This window comes from Pseudomonas azerbaijanoccidentalis, from assembly GCF_019145495.1.
Classification (GTDB): Bacteria; Pseudomonadota; Gammaproteobacteria; order Pseudomonadales; family Pseudomonadaceae; genus Aquipseudomonas; species Aquipseudomonas azerbaijanoccidentalis.
On record NZ_JAHSTU010000007.1, the window covers coordinates 59,348 to 73,606 of the forward strand.

Genomic DNA, 14,259 nt, shown 5'->3' on the forward strand with positions numbered 1-14,259 from the left:
ACCCGACAGTCATGCGGCTTTTTTTCGTCTGCGGTTTCTCTACGCCTACGAGAAAATCCCCGTTATGTCGGGAGTGGGCGAATACAAGACCCGAAAGGGGAATATGTCCGGCCCGTCTCTGGTGGGTTTCTTAGCTCCCGACACCCTTAACGAATGCCCTAAGAAAGCAGCCAGAGGTAAAGGAAATGCCTGACTATCCAACCTTCACGATGAAGGTGAATCGCCCTGCCCACAGATCCAACCACTTGCTTCCGCTTCAGGAGGCACACCATGCCTGAATCACTCAAACCCGCCCTTTTCACCCGTCACAATGTCCATTTGCATGCCCTTCTTTTGGAGAACCAGGCTTGGTTCTGCGCGCATGATCTAGGACGACTGATAGGTAAACACCTTGATGAACGCATGACGCGCAAGCTGGATGCAGACCAGAGGCAGATGATGCTCGTCGAGGCCTACGGCACCGCCAAAGAACGTTTGATGGTGAGCGAATCAGGTGCGTATGCGTTGTTGATTTATCACTACTGCCCTGAGAATCGGGTACTGCGGGAGTGGCTGACTCATCAAGTGGTGCCTGCGCTGCGTGATGCGCAGCCGTCGCGCTTAGTGGAGCGTCCGACGTTGAGTGTGCTCGATTGGCCGAAGATGTCGCTCTGCATGTTGCATTGGCAAGATGAACCGTGGATTCGGTTGCGGGATATGCCGTGCGTGCTGGCCGATGATCCTTTCAATCGACATGAATCCTGGTGGCGGAAGGCATCACGAGTAATGCGCGGATACTGATTGCTCGCCCCTACGATAATCCGCGGTCTGAAATACAGGCAGCGGATGTTTTTGTTTCTGAGTACGAACCGTCTAATCGCACGCGTCGGTTTGGCTGAAGCTCCACCAATTAAGGTTTTGGCGCCACTTCGTAGCCCAGCGGGAGCAAGCTCCCTCGCCACAATCCAGAGAAACAGAGACATTTCCTAAAGTCATTCAAGAACCATCCTACTGCCACGCCCCGTCCCGTTCGCTAACGTCGCGCAGCCCTTCTACAGGGTTGCCGATGGACGAACACACAAGGACAGTCAGTGGCTGGCAACAAAGACATTCCCAAGGTTAAAAACCCACCTTCCGGTGACGGCCATCACGTCACCTACCGCTTCATGACGCCCAGCGAACTGGCTGAGCGCGAAGCTCGGCAAAATGCCTACGAGGCCATGCTCGCCAGGCAAGACGAATACATGCGCAATCTCCAGGTTGCCGAGGTCGGACAGAAACCGGTTCAAGTCGGATGCGTCTTCGCCAAATCCTGCAAGCTGCCGGATGCGGTCATCAATTACTCCAATCCCTCGGGGATGGTGCCGACCGACAGCCTTCAGGACTACGGCGAGATCGCCTGGCTCGGCGCTCGGGAAGTGGACGATGGCGGTCTGTTAAATCTGCAGACGGTCAGCGGCTCTACCCTTTCCCTTGGCATCGGCCGACTTGCACTTCGCGCGCCGGCTGTTGCGGCGCCGGTGGTGAGCGCAGTCAGCGCGGCCGGTTCGACTGCTTTGGCTGCCATGGTCGCTGTGTTCTGGACACCCAGTCTTGGTGACAGCGCCCTCTATAGCGAAGACCAACTCCGTGCCCTTAAACAGGCCCGCACTCGCGTGCGCCTGCATATCGAACAGCAGGCCGACGGCACCCTCAAGGGTTACGGTTTCTACACCGGCAAGAACCGCGATTGGGAAATGGTCGATGTCGTGCAGATCGGTTTGCGCGACAGCCAATACGTCGCAGACCTGGGAGAAGGCATCGAACTAATTTGGACCCCGGCTGAAGACGGTTCCGACATTCTCGGCATCCCCAAACTGGAAGCTGCTCCGCAGGCGCCGCATATCTGGGTTTACCCGCCGACGAAACAGGCTGACAGCATCATCGTGAATCCGGTTTATCCGCCTGAGTACAAGGATTTCATTCTTGTGTTTCCGGTGGGGTCGGGGGTTAGGCCGGTTTATATCGTTGTCAGTCAAATGGGGGATCATTCGTATTATGACCACCCGAAATCGCTACCCGCTTTCCCCGATGCAGTTCGAGCAAAATCAAAGTCATCTGTTCAAGGAGGTGGAAGGAAGCGCGCCCGTTGGGTTGACCGTAAAGGACGAATTAATGAGTGGGACTACAAAAGTAATGCCGTGGAAAATACGACAAACTGGGGATTCACCTTGGTGAATACAATCACATTACCGGCGAGCAAACAAAACCAGCGAAACCGGGTAGGAAAACCTCAAGAAATTAAGGAGTAAAACATGCGCTACCTATTAATCACTGGCTTTTATCCGGACGATAAGAAGGACGATTCTTTACAATTCGAATTGGACATTGATGGCAGTGAACTCAATGAAAAAGTCGCTCAACTCATTGAATCCAAGCCACTTGCTGAAATGGAACCAGGCGAGTTACTTTTGAACGAGTCTCAAGTAACGGCACTGTCCGAAATTTTAGGCGTTAGATTTCCTGAGGGCTTGGAGTACTTCATAGGAACTTGTGCCAAGCAATGAAACAGGGTGAGCTATGGGGTTGAAAATAAGACTTGAGTGGTACGACAAGGAAACCGATCTAGGCGAAGGGGAGGAGCTGTCTCAAGATTTTGGCGATGATGACTCTGTGATCGAGGCGCTTGGTATGCCAATCGAAAACAATGTAAACAACGGTGGGTTTGACGTTGGTCCGCACTGGGTCAATACGCTTCAATCCCATTTCCTCCATGTCATTCGCTTGTCTACCTATGACTACCAAGTGGCGTTTATCTATCGGGACAAATGGTAAATCAGGATGATTGCCGGGCCCCACATCCGATGGTTTTTGGGGCTGCTGCGCAGCCCAGCGGGAGCAAGCTACCCTCGCCATAGTGTCGGTGCTCGACATGGATACTGTGTCGTTGATGGGAATCGCGAACAGGCTCGCTCCTACAGGTTTAGTGGGTTACTGGAAATTTGCGGTGTGTTAAAGACAGTGAGTGCAACTCGACTCGCCTCCCGCTATTAATACCCTTCCCCCTCAAGGACCCGAGCCTGCCATGAAATTCGACCTCGCCTACTGCCTAAGCCTCGACGACAAGTTGTCGATCTATGACGTGCGCGATTTGAATTTCGACGAAACCATGGCGTTCGATTCCGCGAAAGAGCATTTCCAGTGTCCCAACGATGCCTGTCGCTTGACCTTTGATGCGGCCAATGTGCTGGGAACGTTCAACGCCAAGAACGTGAATTACGTGCGCACGCCGCACTTCAAGAACCTGCCGAGTACCCGGCATGTCGAGGGTTGTCCTTATGTCAGCCTGAAGGCACCGGCGCCGGGTGTGGACGCTGATGGGGCGGAAACGGATGACAGTCGTGAGGAGCATTTTCCTTCAGAGTTGTTGCTGACTCGCCGTGCGTATGTGCGCAAATCATCCAGCCCGGTAGCGGGTGCGGATGTTCAACGCGACGAGCCACAAATCCCCTCGCAAACCAGCGGCACTGAGCAGCCAAGCCGCGATTCGGCACCCGACAAAACCAGCATCTTCGCCCACCCCGTCGAATGCTTCGTGTCGAATTTCGACGACAAGGATTTGCTCAAGCGCATGCCGCTGAAGATTGGCGAGCACACTGCGCCCTACGGATCGTTTTTCAAAAAGATCGAATATCTGCAGGACAACAAGGGCCTGATTTACTGGGGCAAGATCAAGGAGATCAAGGATTACACCCAGAGCTTTCGCATCGATTTCGAGAAAAAAGTCTGGCTGGAGAAGAAGCCGTATTCGGTCAACGTTTACCTCAGCAAAAAGCTGATCGACACCTACCGTAAGCGCAAGGCATTCCTGGAGGAGATCAAGCACGCCATCGAGAGCGGGCGGGAACTCTATTGTTTCTTTTATGGCGTGACGCCGGAGTTGAAGCAGGTGCCGAGCAAGAAAAAACCCGAGCAGACGTTCGGGGTGTTCAGCGCCAGCATCGAGAATCTGGATCACTTTATGGTGCGGGAGGCGCCGGGGTTGGCGGGTAAATAAATCGCGCGCCGTTCGTCTGGCCAAAAACACAAATCAAAAATTGCATTTGATCCCGGCTCAAAACAACTGTACAAAAACACAGTACATTTTGACTCAACACTCTCGAGCCGGAGAACACCATGGCCTCTCAAGCGATGAAAATCACCCTGGAACGTATCGCCCTTTTCCAATTCACCCCGGCCCACTGCGCCCAGGCCCGAGCGATGCTGGGCTGGAGTGTGGAAGAGTTGTCGCGGGAGGCTTCGGTGTCTGTCGAAGCCATTGAGCGCTTCGAGGCACAACAGGATGTGCTGGATGTCACGCGGTTGACGCTGGCTTATCGGTTTGAATCGGAAGGGTTGGTGTTTTTCCCGGGGTTTGCGCCGGGGCGTGGGATGAATTTGAGAGGGTCTACGCCGAATCCGGTGGGGCGGGCGGATTTTGCGATGGTGGAGTGAGCGAAGTCATCGATTGACGTTTATTCCCATTTAGGTATATTTTCGCATGAATACAAGGAAGCCACTCCTGTGGGTTAGCAGCAGTAAGAAAGATCTGAAGCAGATGCCCGCAGATGTACAGGATGTTTTTGGTCACGCTCTCGATCTGGCGCAAAGCGGCAAGAAACATCCAGCCGCAACGCCTCTCAAGGGTTTTGGAGGTGCGGGAGTCCTTGAGTTGATTGAGGACTTCGATACGAACACCTACCGCGCCGTTTATACAGTTCGTTTTGGTAGAGCAATTTATGTTCTGCACTGTTTTCAGAAAAAGTCGACTACGGGCATTAAAACCACTCAGTGCGACATCGATCTGATCAGAATGAGACTTCAAGCAGCGCAGGATCATGCGAAAGGATCAGAAAATGATTGAAATCGAAGAAAGCAGCGGCAATGTCTATGAAGACCTTGGGATTCCCAACTCCAATGAAATGCGAGTCAAATCCCAGTTGGCCGCTAAAATTGGTGAGATCATCAAGGCTCGTCATTTGACCCAAGTTCAGGCGTCGGAAATCTTGGGACTGTCGCAGCCCAAACTTTCTGAGATGTTGCGCGGAAAGTTTCGTGGGATTAGTGAAGCCAAGATGATGGAGTGTCTGTTGCTGCTCGGGCGTGACGTGCAAATCGTAGTCAAATCGGCCCCCCGATCACGCAAAGAAGGCCGACTTGAAGTGGTCTTTAGTTAAGTCGCGCGGTTCAAGAACTCAATTCACGCGCTCTGCACAGTCGCTCGCTCACTCTCCCCTTCCACCGCCAACCACCAAGCCTCACCACGCTGCGGATGCATCAGGTTGAACGCTTCGCCCATTTGCGGTGTGGTAATCGAAACGCTGCGTTCCCAGGCCAGGGCCAGGATGCGGTCGAAGGGTTCGTACCATGCGTGGGTCGACAGGTCGAAGGTGCCGTTGTGGATGGGTAGCAGCCAGCGGCCCTTGAGGTCGATGTGGGCTTGCAGGGTTTCTTCAGGTTGCATGTGCACGTGTGGCCAATCGACGTTATAGGCGCCGGTTTCCATCAGGGTCAGGTCGAACGGGCCGTATTGTTCGCCGATGCGCTTGAAGCCGTCGAAGTAACCGCTGTCGCCGCTGAAGAAGATGCGGGTGGCGGCGTCGATCATCACCCATGAGGCCCAGAGCGTGCTGTTGCCGTCGAACAGGCCACGGCCGGAGAAGTGTTGCGACGGGGTGGCGATGAACTGGATGCCGTCGACTTCCGTACCTTGCCACCAGTCCAGTTGGCGGATTTTGCTGGCGTCGATGCCCCACTTGATCAGGGTGTCGCCCACGCCCAACGGGGTGAGGAAGTACTTGGCCTTGTCGGCCAGTTTCAGTACGGCCTGATAGTCCAGGTGGTCGTAGTGATCGTGGGACAGGATCACGGCTTCAATCGGTGGCAACTGGTCGAGGCTGATCGGCGGTTGGTGAAAGCGCTTGGGGCCGGCCCATTGCACGGGTGAGGCACGTTCGGCAAAGACCGGGTCGGTGATCCAGAATTTGTCCCGCAGTTTGAGCAACAGTGTGGAATGGCCCAGGCGATACACGCTGTGGTTCGGCGCCGCCATGAGCGCCGCTTGGGTCAACGGCTGGACCGGGACCGGCGCGGTCGGGCGGGTGTCGCGCGGTTTGTGGAACATCGCGTTCCACAAGATGCGCAAGGTTTTGCCAACGCTTAAACGCTGAATCGGCGTGTGGTTTTGGAACTGCCCTTGAGCCTGTCGGGAGGCTTCAGGCACCGCGTTAATCGCCGGAGAAGTTGAATTGGCCATAGCTGAATGACTCCAGAAAAACCGCACGTTTTAGCGATTTTCCGCTTGGGACGATAAATGGCCAAAGCACGCACGCATCAGCCGAACACTCTATTTTTGCTGGGCAGGATTAACAAAACATTACACTGCACAGTGTAGTTTCAAGGTTGCATCAAAGCGGATCACAAGTAAACTGCTGAGTGTAGTTTTCCTTTCCACTCTGCCGAAGCGTATTTATGACAGCTCCACAGCGTCTCACCGACCGAAAACGCGAAGCCATCATTCAAGCGGCGATTGCCGAATTCCGCACCAACGGTTTCGACATCACCAGCATGGACAAGATTGCCGCGACCGCTGGCGTGTCGAAGCGCACGGTTTACAACCATTTCCCCAGCAAGGAAGAGTTGTTCGCCGAAATTCTCAACCAACTGTGGGATCGCGTGCTGGCAGAACAGGAAACGCCCTACAGCCCTGACCAGCCGTTGCGTGAGCAGTTGAAAAGGATTCTGTCGGTCAAGCTGGCGACGATGGGCGATGACAATTTTCTCGATCTGGCGCGGGTGGCCATTGCCGCGGCCATTCACTCACCCGAACGCGCCCAGAGCATGGTGGCCCGCATGGGTGAACGAGAGGAAGGCCTGACCGTGTGGATTCGTGCCGCGCAGGCCGATGGCCGCTTGAAAGTGGTTGCCCCTGACTTTGCCGCTCAACAGCTCCAGGGCATGCTCAAATCCTTCGCTTTCTGGCCCCAGATTTCCATGGGCCAACCGAGCCTTTCCCCGGCGATGCAGCGCACCGTCGTTGACTCTGCGCTGGACATGTTCTTGGCCTGCTACCGGCTCTAGATCACGCCACTGCTCCACCCTGCCGCGATTAAATGGCTCCGAAGGACACTGATTATTCCCGTTGGAATAAATGACAATGTCCGCCGTTTTAACCGATGAATGGTCACTCTGAATCTTACGCAGCAATGTGTTTCAGAATGAATCTGGCGCAGGGAACTATGGAAAATCATCGCGGCAAGGGCTTGTCATTCGCCAGACGCATCTACATGCCCAGAGCCATCGGCCTGGGCATCGGGTCTTTGTGCGTCGCCGTCGCGCTGTATCCCTTGAACATGCCGATGTGGGTCTGGGTGTTGATGCTACTCAATGCCTTTGTCTGGCCGCATGTGGCCTTTCAGCTGTCGCGCCGATCGACGTTTCCCTACAAGGCCGAACGCCGCAACCTGATTTACGATTCGCTGTGCGGTGGTTTCTGGGCCGCCACCATTCAGTTAAATCCCCTGACCACTGTGACCATTCTGTCGATGATGGCGATGAACAACGTCGCCACCGGTGGCTTGCGGCTGTTTGTGCTGGGCAGTTTGAGCCAGGTGGCGGGCGTGTTGACTTCGTGGCTGCTATTCGGCATGTCGTTCAACCCGACGACCACGCCCTTGCAGGTGTGGGCCTGCCTTCCGATTTTGACCCTCTATCCATGGGCCGTTGGCATGGTTTGCTATCGACTGGCGATCAAATTGTCGGAGCATAAACGCACCCTGAGTGCGTTGAGCCGCACCGACAGTTTGACCGGCCTGCTCAACCACGGGGCCTGGAAGGACTTGCTGCAGCTAAAGTTCCAGAACTGTCGCCAGCACCAGGCACCCGCCACCATTGCGCTAATCGACATCGACCACTTCAAGGCAATCAACGATACCTACGGCCACATCATCGGGGATTCGGTGCTGCGCCAGTTGAGTGTCGAGCTCAAACGCAACCTGCGCGACAGTGCCTTGGCCGGGCGCTACGGCGGTGACGAGTTTTGCGTGATTCTGCCGAGCATACCGCTGGATCAGGCTCGGGAAGTGATGGATCGCTTGCGCAAGGTGCTGCATGAATACCGACACCGGGAAGTGCCCGAACTGCGTGTCAGCCTGAGCATTGGCCTGGCGTGTTTTCACCCGTCGTATGCCGATTCGATTGCCTGGCTCGATGACGCCGATAAGGCCCTCTACCTTGCAAAAAATACCGGCCGCAACAAAGTCAGCGTCGCCGCGAGCAGCGCCGATCTCGACACGCCAAGCGCACTTGCGGTTTAGCGTGTCAACACGCGCCCCTGCCATATTCAACCCCGCAGCAAACTCCGCACCGCCGAAATCTCCGGCACATCCCGACGTTTCATGTACACCCGCAGCGGTTCGGTGATGTTGATGCGGTCGTCGATGTTCTGCTCCAGCAGCAGCTGGATCAACTCGCGCTTGAGGGTCATGGATTGCTCGGGTCCAGTGGCCCAGACGAATTCGCTGGTAGGGATGATGCCGTCGTCCGCCACGTCCATGCCGAAAGAGTCCTCGCTGAACCGCACGATGTAGTGGCCGGTCTTGCGGTTGAGGCCGACGAAGCCTTTGAGCTGGTCGGCGGCCTGGCAGATGAGCTGGGATGTGATGCGCATGGTAAACCTCACAGGGGTGATCGTTGGTTTACACGCAGGGCGAGCGTTTCCCTCTGCCGGGGAAATATCGCTCAAGCGTACTGCAAACAAACGCACAAAAACGCTGACCAAAATCAGCTTTACGCACGTTTATGTCGGTCTCGCGATAGCGCTGGCAGCGCTCAGTTGTTAAAAGGGACGTCTTTGAAAACCATCGCGAAAGGATCTCGAGCATGCCTGCAACCTTTACCAAGAGCGCCCTGCTGCTGAGTCTGTTGCTCGGCCTCGGTCAGGCCCAGGCCGCCAGCGAGTCCGGCCCCACTGCGCTGGCCACACACCTGGGCATCCCGCACCCGGCGGTGATTGCCCACCGTGGTGCCTCGTTCGATGCCCCGGAATCCACCGTTGCCGCGTACAAACTGGCCCGTGACCTGGGTGCCGATTACCTGGAGCTGGACCTGCAACGCAGCAAGGATGGCGTGCTGTTCGCCCTGCACGACAACAATCTGCAACGCACCACCGACGTCGCCAGCAAGTTCCCCGAGCGCAAGGACAGCCCGGCCAACGCGTTCACCATGGCCGAACTGAAAACCCTCGATGCCGGCACTTGGTTCAACACCGCGTACCCGGATCGCGCACGCCCTTCCTACGCGGGGCTGAAAATCCTGACCCTCGATGAGATCATCGATATCGCCCAGGGCAACCCGCTACACAAGCCTGGCCTGTACATCGAAACCAAGGAGCCCAAGCAGTTTCCCGGCATCGAGCGCGACCTCAAGGACAAACTCCATGACCGTGGCTGGCTGAGCCCGGCCGGTTCGAAACTGGCGAAAAGCGAACTGGCGGTCGGTCAGGGCAAAGGCAAGGTGATCTTGCAGACCTTCGAAAAAAGCAGCCTCGAACTGCTGCAAAAAGAGATGCCGCACGTCCCGAAAATCCTCCTGCTGTGGGTGGGCGAAGGCAATATCGAGCCGAAATCGAAAGTGACGTTTGCCGAATCCGGCGAACAGGATAAGGCCGCTTATTACGCCAAGCAGCAGCCGAAGGACAAAGCCGAATTCCAGCGCTGGGTCGACTACGCCAAGGCCCAGGGCGCGATCGGCACTGGTCCTTCGGCGGCGCTGACCAAGGGCGGTGATCAGAGTTATGCCGACCTCGTGCAACCGTGGATGAACCAGTACACCCACGATCAGGGGTTGCTGGTGCACGTCTACACCATCGACGAGGCGGTGGATTATCAGAAGGTGATGGAGGCGGGTGTCGATGGCATTTTCACCAACCGCGCCAGCGAGTTGTTGAAGTTCTATAAACGCCCGGCGGCGGCGAGTGTTGATCAGGTGTTGAGGAACAACGGGTACTGAGGAACGCACCGGGTAGCCGCTGGCGCAGCCTGCGTTCGGCTGCGAAGTAGTCGTCAAACCTGAGCGCGAGGTATTTCTGAAGTACCGCGTTCACCGATTTTGCGACTGCTGCGCAGCCGAACGCAGGCTTCGCCAGCTGCTACATTGTAGATGTCGCCATGATGGGGAATTTTAAGGGTGGATTAAGTTACAAAAGCTAACCTGATCTCACTTAAACAGCACACACAAGGAACGAACTCATGAAGACTCTGACTGCCCTGTTCACCGCTGCAGCCCTGACCCTAACCGCTGGTTTGGCCCAGGCTGATGTTCCTGTCGACCAGATTCCGCAGTTGGTCAAGGACGGGAAGATCAAGCCACTGGAAGAGCTGAACCAGATCGTTCTGAAGCTGCACCCGGGCGCGACGATTACCGACAGCGACCTGGATAACCACTTCAACGGCTACGAGTACGAAGTCGAGTTGCGCGATGCGCAAAACGTTGAATGGGACGTGGACTTGAACGCTGCCACCGGCGAAGTCCTGAAGAACAAAAAAGACGACTGATGCACACCGCCAAAAGCCGCATGATGTCACCATCGTGCGGCTTTTTTGTGCCTGAGTGTTTGATCAGGCCGAGGTGCTGACCAGCGTCCCCGACGTACCGGAGCCAGACTCCTGCAACGCCTGCAACAACGCCGCTGTCGCGGTTTGCAAAGACGCCGAAGTGGCTGCGATTTGCGATTGTGCGGCTGCCACTTCAGCCGCCTTGGCCTCGTCGCTTTGCTGCTTGGCCTGGGCCGCTTGCAGTTGCTGCATTTGCTCCTGCATCTGCTTTTGCAGTTCGGCGATTTGCTTGCGCAGCTCTTTCACCGCATCGGACTCTTCACTGCTACTGGCGCTGCTGTCACCCGTTGCGGGAGCACCGCCGGCAGTGACTTTGGTGCTGTCGGTAGAAGATGCAGTGGCTGTCGCTGCCGTGGTGTCCTCCATGTCCGCGCTGTTGGCGGTGGAAGGCGTGGTACTTAACGTCGTTTGGGGGATCGAAATATTGGTGATGCTGACCATTGAAGTTCTCCGTCATGGATGGGTTTAACCGGTCATCGACACCTCCTGCCTGCACTTGAGATCGACTGTGTAGCGACTGTGCCTCAATTCCGATACAAACCCGCGCCTGTCGCTGAATCGTCACCAATCCGTCATCCAGCCTTGCGATGATGCGGCTCAAGTGAACCAGCCGTACTTCCACACCCAGTAGCAGCTGGCGAAGCCTGCGTTCGACTGCGCAGCAGTCATCATCCGGAACACGCGTTTTTCCAATGGCAATGGATGGCCTGACTTCACGATTGCTGCGCAGCCGAACGCAGGCTTCGCCAGCTGCTACAGAAAGCTTCAGCGCCTCTCTTTGCGAGCTCTCATGAACCACAGCATCGATCAAAGCCATCGCGATCCGGATCTGTTCGGCCTGCTTTACGGTTTCAGTTTTCGTCCCGGCGAGCGTGGTCAGGAGATCGACTCGGCCAGAGCTTTGCGCTGCTTGCAGCAACCGGAAGACGACGAGCAATTTCTCTGGCTGCACTTGAACCTCGCCCACGCCGCGTGCGAGCGCTGGATGAAAAGCCATCTGGAGTTGCCCGACGAGTTTTTCGAAGCGCTGCATGAAGGCTCGCGCTCGACGCGCATCGAGCATGTCGACTCGGCATTGCTGGCGGTGGTCAACGATGTGGTGTTCAACCTCAGTAGCATGGTCTCGTCGGATGTTTCGACACTGTGGGTGTGCGCGCGCAGTCGGTTGATCATCAGTGCGCGTCTGCAACCGCTGCACTCGGTGGACAAGTTGCGTTCGTCGGTGAAGGCCGGTGAGTGCTTTCGCTCGCCGCTGGAATTGCTGGTGCATCTGTTGCGCGATCAGGGTGAAGTGCTGACGCAGATCGTGCGCAAGACCAGCCAGAGCGTTGATCAGATCGAGGATGAGTTGCTTTCTTCGCGCCTGTCGACCAACCGTGCCGAACTGGGCGCCAACCGCCGCGTGTTGGTGCGTTTGCAACGTTTGCTGGCGTTGGAACCGGGATCGTTGTTGCGCCTGCTCAATCGTCCGCCGCCATGGCTGCAAAAGGAGGACGTGAAAGAGCTGCGCAAATCCACCGAGGAGTTTGCGCTGATCATCAACGACCTGACTGCACTTGGTGAACGGATAAAACTGCTGCAGGAAGAAATCGCCGCCAACCTCAACGAACAGAGCAACCGCACGCTGTTCACCCTGACCGTGGTGACGGTGCTGGCGTTGCCGATCAACATCATTGCCGGTTTCTTCGGCATGAACGTGGGCGGAGTGCCGCTTTCCCAGGACCCGGAGGGGTTCTGGATTCTGGTGGCGCTGGTTGCGACGTTTACGGTGATTGCCGGGCGCTGGGCGTTTCGTAAGCGGCAGGATTATTGAGAACAAAAGATCGCAGCCTTCGGCAGCTCCTACCTTAAGGCGACTTCCTGTAGGAGCTGCCGAAGGCTGCGATCTTTTGATCATTTACGGATCAACGGTTCAACAAAAAACCGAACCCCTGATCCAGGGCAGTCTCTCTGTAACATTTGGCAACGATCATGACCGACACTCCTTCCCTCCTCAGGAATGTCCGGCATGGCTACCCCCTCCTTCACCGCCGCCCCGGCGCCCACCAGTAGCGCCAAACCGCAATTCGATAAAAAACCCGGCCTGATCACCATCGTAGTATTTGTTGCCGTGTTGGCCATCGGATTGCTGTTCACCGCCTACAGCCTGATGCATGACATGCACGAACTCGGCACGGTGGTGACCACCTGGACGCCGTTTTTGCTGTTGGGCGTGGCGTTGTTGATCGCCTTGGGCTTTGAGTTCGTCAACGGTTTCCACGACACCGCCAACGCGGTGGCCACGGTGATTTACACCCACTCGCTGCCGCCGAATTTCGCGGTGGTCTGGTCCGGGTTCTTCAACTTCCTCGGGGTGCTGCTGTCCAGTGGCGCGGTGGCGTTCGGCATCATCGCGTTGCTGCCGGTGGAATTGATTCTGCAAGTCGGTTCGTCCGCCGGTTTCGCCATGATCTTCGCCCTGTTGATCGCCGCGATCCTGTGGAATCTCGGCACCTGGTGGCTGGGGCTGCCGGCGTCTTCGTCGCACACCTTGATCGGTTCGATCATTGGTGTCGGCGTGGCCAACGCATTGATGCACGGCCGCGACGGCACCAGCGGCGTGGACTGGGCGCAGGCGACCAAGATTGGTTACGCGCTGCTGCTCTCGCCGCTGGTGGGCTTTGGCTGCGCCGCGTTGCTGCTGCTGGCCCTGCGCGCGTTCGTGAAAAACCGTGCGCTGTACAAGGAACCCAAAGGCAGCACGCCACCGCCGTGGTGGATTCGCGGGCTGTTGATCCTGACCTGCACCGGTGTGTCGTTCGCCCACGGTTCCAACGACGGGCAGAAAGGCATGGGCCTGATCATGTTGATTCTGGTCGGCACCCTGCCAATGGCCTACGCGCTGAACCGCACGATGCCGGCCGATCAGGCGTTGCAGTTCGCCGCCGTGGCCGAAGTCACCCAGCAAGCCTTGGTCAAAGCCGCGCCGCAACCGGCACCGGCCGATCCGCGTCCGATCCTGTCCGAGTACGTGCGCAGCAAGGAAGCGACACCGCAACTGGTGCCTGCGCTCGCCGCGCTCACCGGCAGCATCGGCGCCGAGGTCAAGGGTTATGGGTCGCTGTCGAAAGTGCCCGCCGAAGCCGTGGGCAACGTGCGGAACGACATGTACCTGACCAGCGAAACCATTCGCCTGATGGACAAGAACAAGGTCGGTAATTTCGACGCCGACACCAGCAGCAAGCTGCAACTGTTCAAGCAGCAGATCGACAATTCCACCCGCTTCATTCCGCTGTGGGTGAAAATCGCGGTGGCGATTGCGTTGGGGCTGGGCACCATGGTCGGCTGGAAGCGCATTGTGGTGACGGTCGGCGAGAAGATCGGCAAGACTCACCTGACTTACGCGCAAGGCGCCTCGGCAGAAACCGTGGCCATGCTGACCATCGGCGCCGCCGACATGTTTGGCTTGCCGGTGTCGACCACCCATGTACTGTCGTCAGGCGTGGCCGGGACAATGGTCGCCAACGGTGGCGGCTTGCAGATGAAGACCATCCGCAACTTGCTGATGGCCTGGGTACTGACCTTGCCGGCGGCGATTCTGTTGTCGGGCAGTTTGTATTGGTTGTTTACCCAACTGTTCTGATGCACTGCCTTAAAAACTGTAGGAGCG

Annotated in this window: 16 protein-coding genes and 1 pseudogene; 14 read left to right on the forward strand and 3 right to left on the reverse strand. The window is 56.8% G+C overall.

Going from position 1 to position 14,259, the window contains the following annotated elements; all coding sequences use genetic code 11:
- Window positions 1-270 precede the first annotated feature (270 nt).
- From KVG88_RS21480 to KVG88_RS21515, 8 genes and pseudogenes are all read left to right on the forward strand, one after another.
- Window positions 271-780, forward strand: a complete 510-nt coding sequence (locus tag KVG88_RS21480) for a BRO-N domain-containing protein (RefSeq protein ID WP_217872703.1) — start codon at window positions 271-273, stop codon at window positions 778-780.
- 290 nt (window positions 781-1,070) lie between these two features.
- Window positions 1,071-2,263 (forward strand): annotated as a pseudogene (locus KVG88_RS21485) (S-type pyocin domain-containing protein).
- A gap of 10 nt (window positions 2,264-2,273) precedes the next feature.
- Window positions 2,274-2,525: a pyocin S6 family toxin immunity protein gene (locus tag KVG88_RS21490; RefSeq protein ID WP_217872704.1), complete on the forward strand. Its 252-nt coding sequence runs from the start codon at window positions 2,274-2,276 to the stop codon at window positions 2,523-2,525.
- 13 nt (window positions 2,526-2,538) lie between these two features.
- Entirely contained in the window at window positions 2,539-2,793 is a 255-nt protein-coding gene (locus KVG88_RS21495; protein ID WP_217872705.1) for a colicin E3-like toxin immunity protein, read from the forward strand.
- A gap of 250 nt (window positions 2,794-3,043) precedes the next feature.
- Window positions 3,044-4,015 carry a hypothetical protein gene (locus tag KVG88_RS21500; protein WP_217872706.1) on the forward strand — a complete coding sequence of 324 codons (972 nt, stop codon included), beginning with the start codon at window positions 3,044-3,046 and terminating at the stop codon, window positions 4,013-4,015.
- Window positions 4,016-4,134: 119 nt separating this feature from the next.
- A complete protein-coding gene (locus tag KVG88_RS21505; RefSeq protein WP_217872707.1) occupies window positions 4,135-4,452 on the forward strand; it encodes a helix-turn-helix domain-containing protein in 318 nt (105 codons plus the stop codon).
- Window positions 4,453-4,498: 46 nt separating this feature from the next.
- Complete coding sequence (locus KVG88_RS21510) at window positions 4,499-4,861, forward strand: type II toxin-antitoxin system RelE/ParE family toxin (protein ID WP_264084142.1); 363 nt, start codon at window positions 4,499-4,501, stop codon at window positions 4,859-4,861.
- Entirely contained in the window at window positions 4,854-5,174 is a 321-nt protein-coding gene (locus KVG88_RS21515; RefSeq protein ID WP_217872709.1) for a helix-turn-helix domain-containing protein, read from the forward strand. The genes KVG88_RS21510 and KVG88_RS21515 overlap by 8 nt, the downstream gene beginning before the upstream one ends.
- Before the next feature lie 23 nt (window positions 5,175-5,197).
- Here the strand turns inward: KVG88_RS21515 and KVG88_RS21520 are convergent, their stop codons facing one another.
- On the reverse strand, window positions 5,198-6,253 hold the full coding sequence (locus KVG88_RS21520) for an MBL fold metallo-hydrolase (protein WP_217872710.1): 1,056 nt from the start codon (window positions 6,251-6,253) through the stop codon (window positions 5,198-5,200).
- 215 nt (window positions 6,254-6,468) lie between these two features.
- Here KVG88_RS21520 and KVG88_RS21525 point away from each other — a divergent pair, with 215 nt between their 5' ends.
- Together KVG88_RS21525 and KVG88_RS21530 are read left to right on the forward strand one after the other, a co-directional pair.
- Entirely contained in the window at window positions 6,469-7,077 is a 609-nt protein-coding gene (locus tag KVG88_RS21525; protein WP_217872711.1) for a TetR/AcrR family transcriptional regulator, read from the forward strand.
- Window positions 7,078-7,235: 158 nt separating this feature from the next.
- Window positions 7,236-8,312 carry a diguanylate cyclase gene (locus KVG88_RS21530; RefSeq protein WP_217872712.1) on the forward strand — a complete coding sequence of 359 codons (1,077 nt, stop codon included), beginning with the start codon at window positions 7,236-7,238 and terminating at the stop codon, window positions 8,310-8,312.
- 26 nt (window positions 8,313-8,338) lie between these two features.
- Here the strand turns inward: KVG88_RS21530 and KVG88_RS21535 are convergent, their stop codons facing one another.
- Entirely contained in the window at window positions 8,339-8,665 is a 327-nt protein-coding gene (locus KVG88_RS21535) for a DUF2025 family protein (RefSeq protein ID WP_150703119.1), read from the reverse strand.
- A 212-nt stretch (window positions 8,666-8,877) separates the two neighbouring features.
- On the opposite strand from KVG88_RS21535, the gene KVG88_RS21540 reads away from it, so the two are divergent.
- Both KVG88_RS21540 and KVG88_RS21545 read left to right on the forward strand, forming a co-directional pair.
- Window positions 8,878-10,005, forward strand: coding sequence for a glycerophosphodiester phosphodiesterase (locus tag KVG88_RS21540; RefSeq protein ID WP_217872713.1), 1,128 nt, complete (start codon window positions 8,878-8,880; stop codon window positions 10,003-10,005).
- Window positions 10,006-10,244: 239 nt separating this feature from the next.
- Window positions 10,245-10,550 carry a PepSY domain-containing protein gene (locus KVG88_RS21545; RefSeq protein ID WP_150703117.1) on the forward strand — a complete coding sequence of 102 codons (306 nt, stop codon included), beginning with the start codon at window positions 10,245-10,247 and terminating at the stop codon, window positions 10,548-10,550.
- Between the two features lie 63 nt (window positions 10,551-10,613).
- Here KVG88_RS21545 and KVG88_RS21550 read toward each other — a convergent pair whose 3' ends face one another.
- Window positions 10,614-11,051: a hypothetical protein gene (locus tag KVG88_RS21550; RefSeq protein ID WP_217872714.1), complete on the reverse strand. Its 438-nt coding sequence runs from the start codon at window positions 11,049-11,051 to the stop codon at window positions 10,614-10,616.
- A 349-nt stretch (window positions 11,052-11,400) separates the two neighbouring features.
- Here KVG88_RS21550 and KVG88_RS21555 point away from each other — a divergent pair, with 349 nt between their 5' ends.
- Together KVG88_RS21555 and KVG88_RS21560 are read left to right on the forward strand one after the other, a co-directional pair.
- Window positions 11,401-12,423, forward strand: coding sequence for a transporter (locus KVG88_RS21555; RefSeq protein ID WP_217872715.1), 1,023 nt, complete (start codon window positions 11,401-11,403; stop codon window positions 12,421-12,423).
- Window positions 12,424-12,618: 195 nt separating this feature from the next.
- The gene (locus KVG88_RS21560) at window positions 12,619-14,232 is read left to right on the forward strand and encodes an inorganic phosphate transporter (protein WP_217872716.1); all 1,614 of its coding nucleotides are present in this window, start codon (window positions 12,619-12,621) and stop codon (window positions 14,230-14,232) included.
- Window positions 14,233-14,259: the final 27 nt, after the last annotated feature.

Coding starts and splice junctions, on each gene's coding strand:
- KVG88_RS21480 (WP_217872703.1), top strand. CDS start 271: ATGCCTGAATCACTCAAACCCGCCCTTTTCACCCGTCACAATGTCCAT.
- KVG88_RS21490 (WP_217872704.1), top strand. CDS start 2,274: ATGCGCTACCTATTAATCACTGGCTTTTATCCGGACGATAAGAAGGAC.
- KVG88_RS21495 (WP_217872705.1), top strand. CDS start 2,539: ATGGGGTTGAAAATAAGACTTGAGTGGTACGACAAGGAAACCGATCTA.
- KVG88_RS21500 (WP_217872706.1), top strand. CDS start 3,044: ATGAAATTCGACCTCGCCTACTGCCTAAGCCTCGACGACAAGTTGTCG.
- KVG88_RS21505 (WP_217872707.1), top strand. CDS start 4,135: ATGGCCTCTCAAGCGATGAAAATCACCCTGGAACGTATCGCCCTTTTC.
- KVG88_RS21510 (WP_264084142.1), top strand. CDS start 4,499: ATGAATACAAGGAAGCCACTCCTGTGGGTTAGCAGCAGTAAGAAAGAT.
- KVG88_RS21515 (WP_217872709.1), top strand. CDS start 4,854: ATGATTGAAATCGAAGAAAGCAGCGGCAATGTCTATGAAGACCTTGGG.
- KVG88_RS21520 (WP_217872710.1), bottom strand. CDS start 6,253: ATGGCCAATTCAACTTCTCCGGCGATTAACGCGGTGCCTGAAGCCTCC.
- KVG88_RS21525 (WP_217872711.1), top strand. CDS start 6,469: ATGACAGCTCCACAGCGTCTCACCGACCGAAAACGCGAAGCCATCATT.
- KVG88_RS21530 (WP_217872712.1), top strand. CDS start 7,236: ATGGAAAATCATCGCGGCAAGGGCTTGTCATTCGCCAGACGCATCTAC.
- KVG88_RS21535 (WP_150703119.1), bottom strand. CDS start 8,665: ATGCGCATCACATCCCAGCTCATCTGCCAGGCCGCCGACCAGCTCAAA.
- KVG88_RS21540 (WP_217872713.1), top strand. CDS start 8,878: ATGCCTGCAACCTTTACCAAGAGCGCCCTGCTGCTGAGTCTGTTGCTC.
- KVG88_RS21545 (WP_150703117.1), top strand. CDS start 10,245: ATGAAGACTCTGACTGCCCTGTTCACCGCTGCAGCCCTGACCCTAACC.
- KVG88_RS21550 (WP_217872714.1), bottom strand. CDS start 11,051: ATGGTCAGCATCACCAATATTTCGATCCCCCAAACGACGTTAAGTACC.
- KVG88_RS21555 (WP_217872715.1), top strand. CDS start 11,401: ATGAACCACAGCATCGATCAAAGCCATCGCGATCCGGATCTGTTCGGC.
- KVG88_RS21560 (WP_217872716.1), top strand. CDS start 12,619: ATGGCTACCCCCTCCTTCACCGCCGCCCCGGCGCCCACCAGTAGCGCC.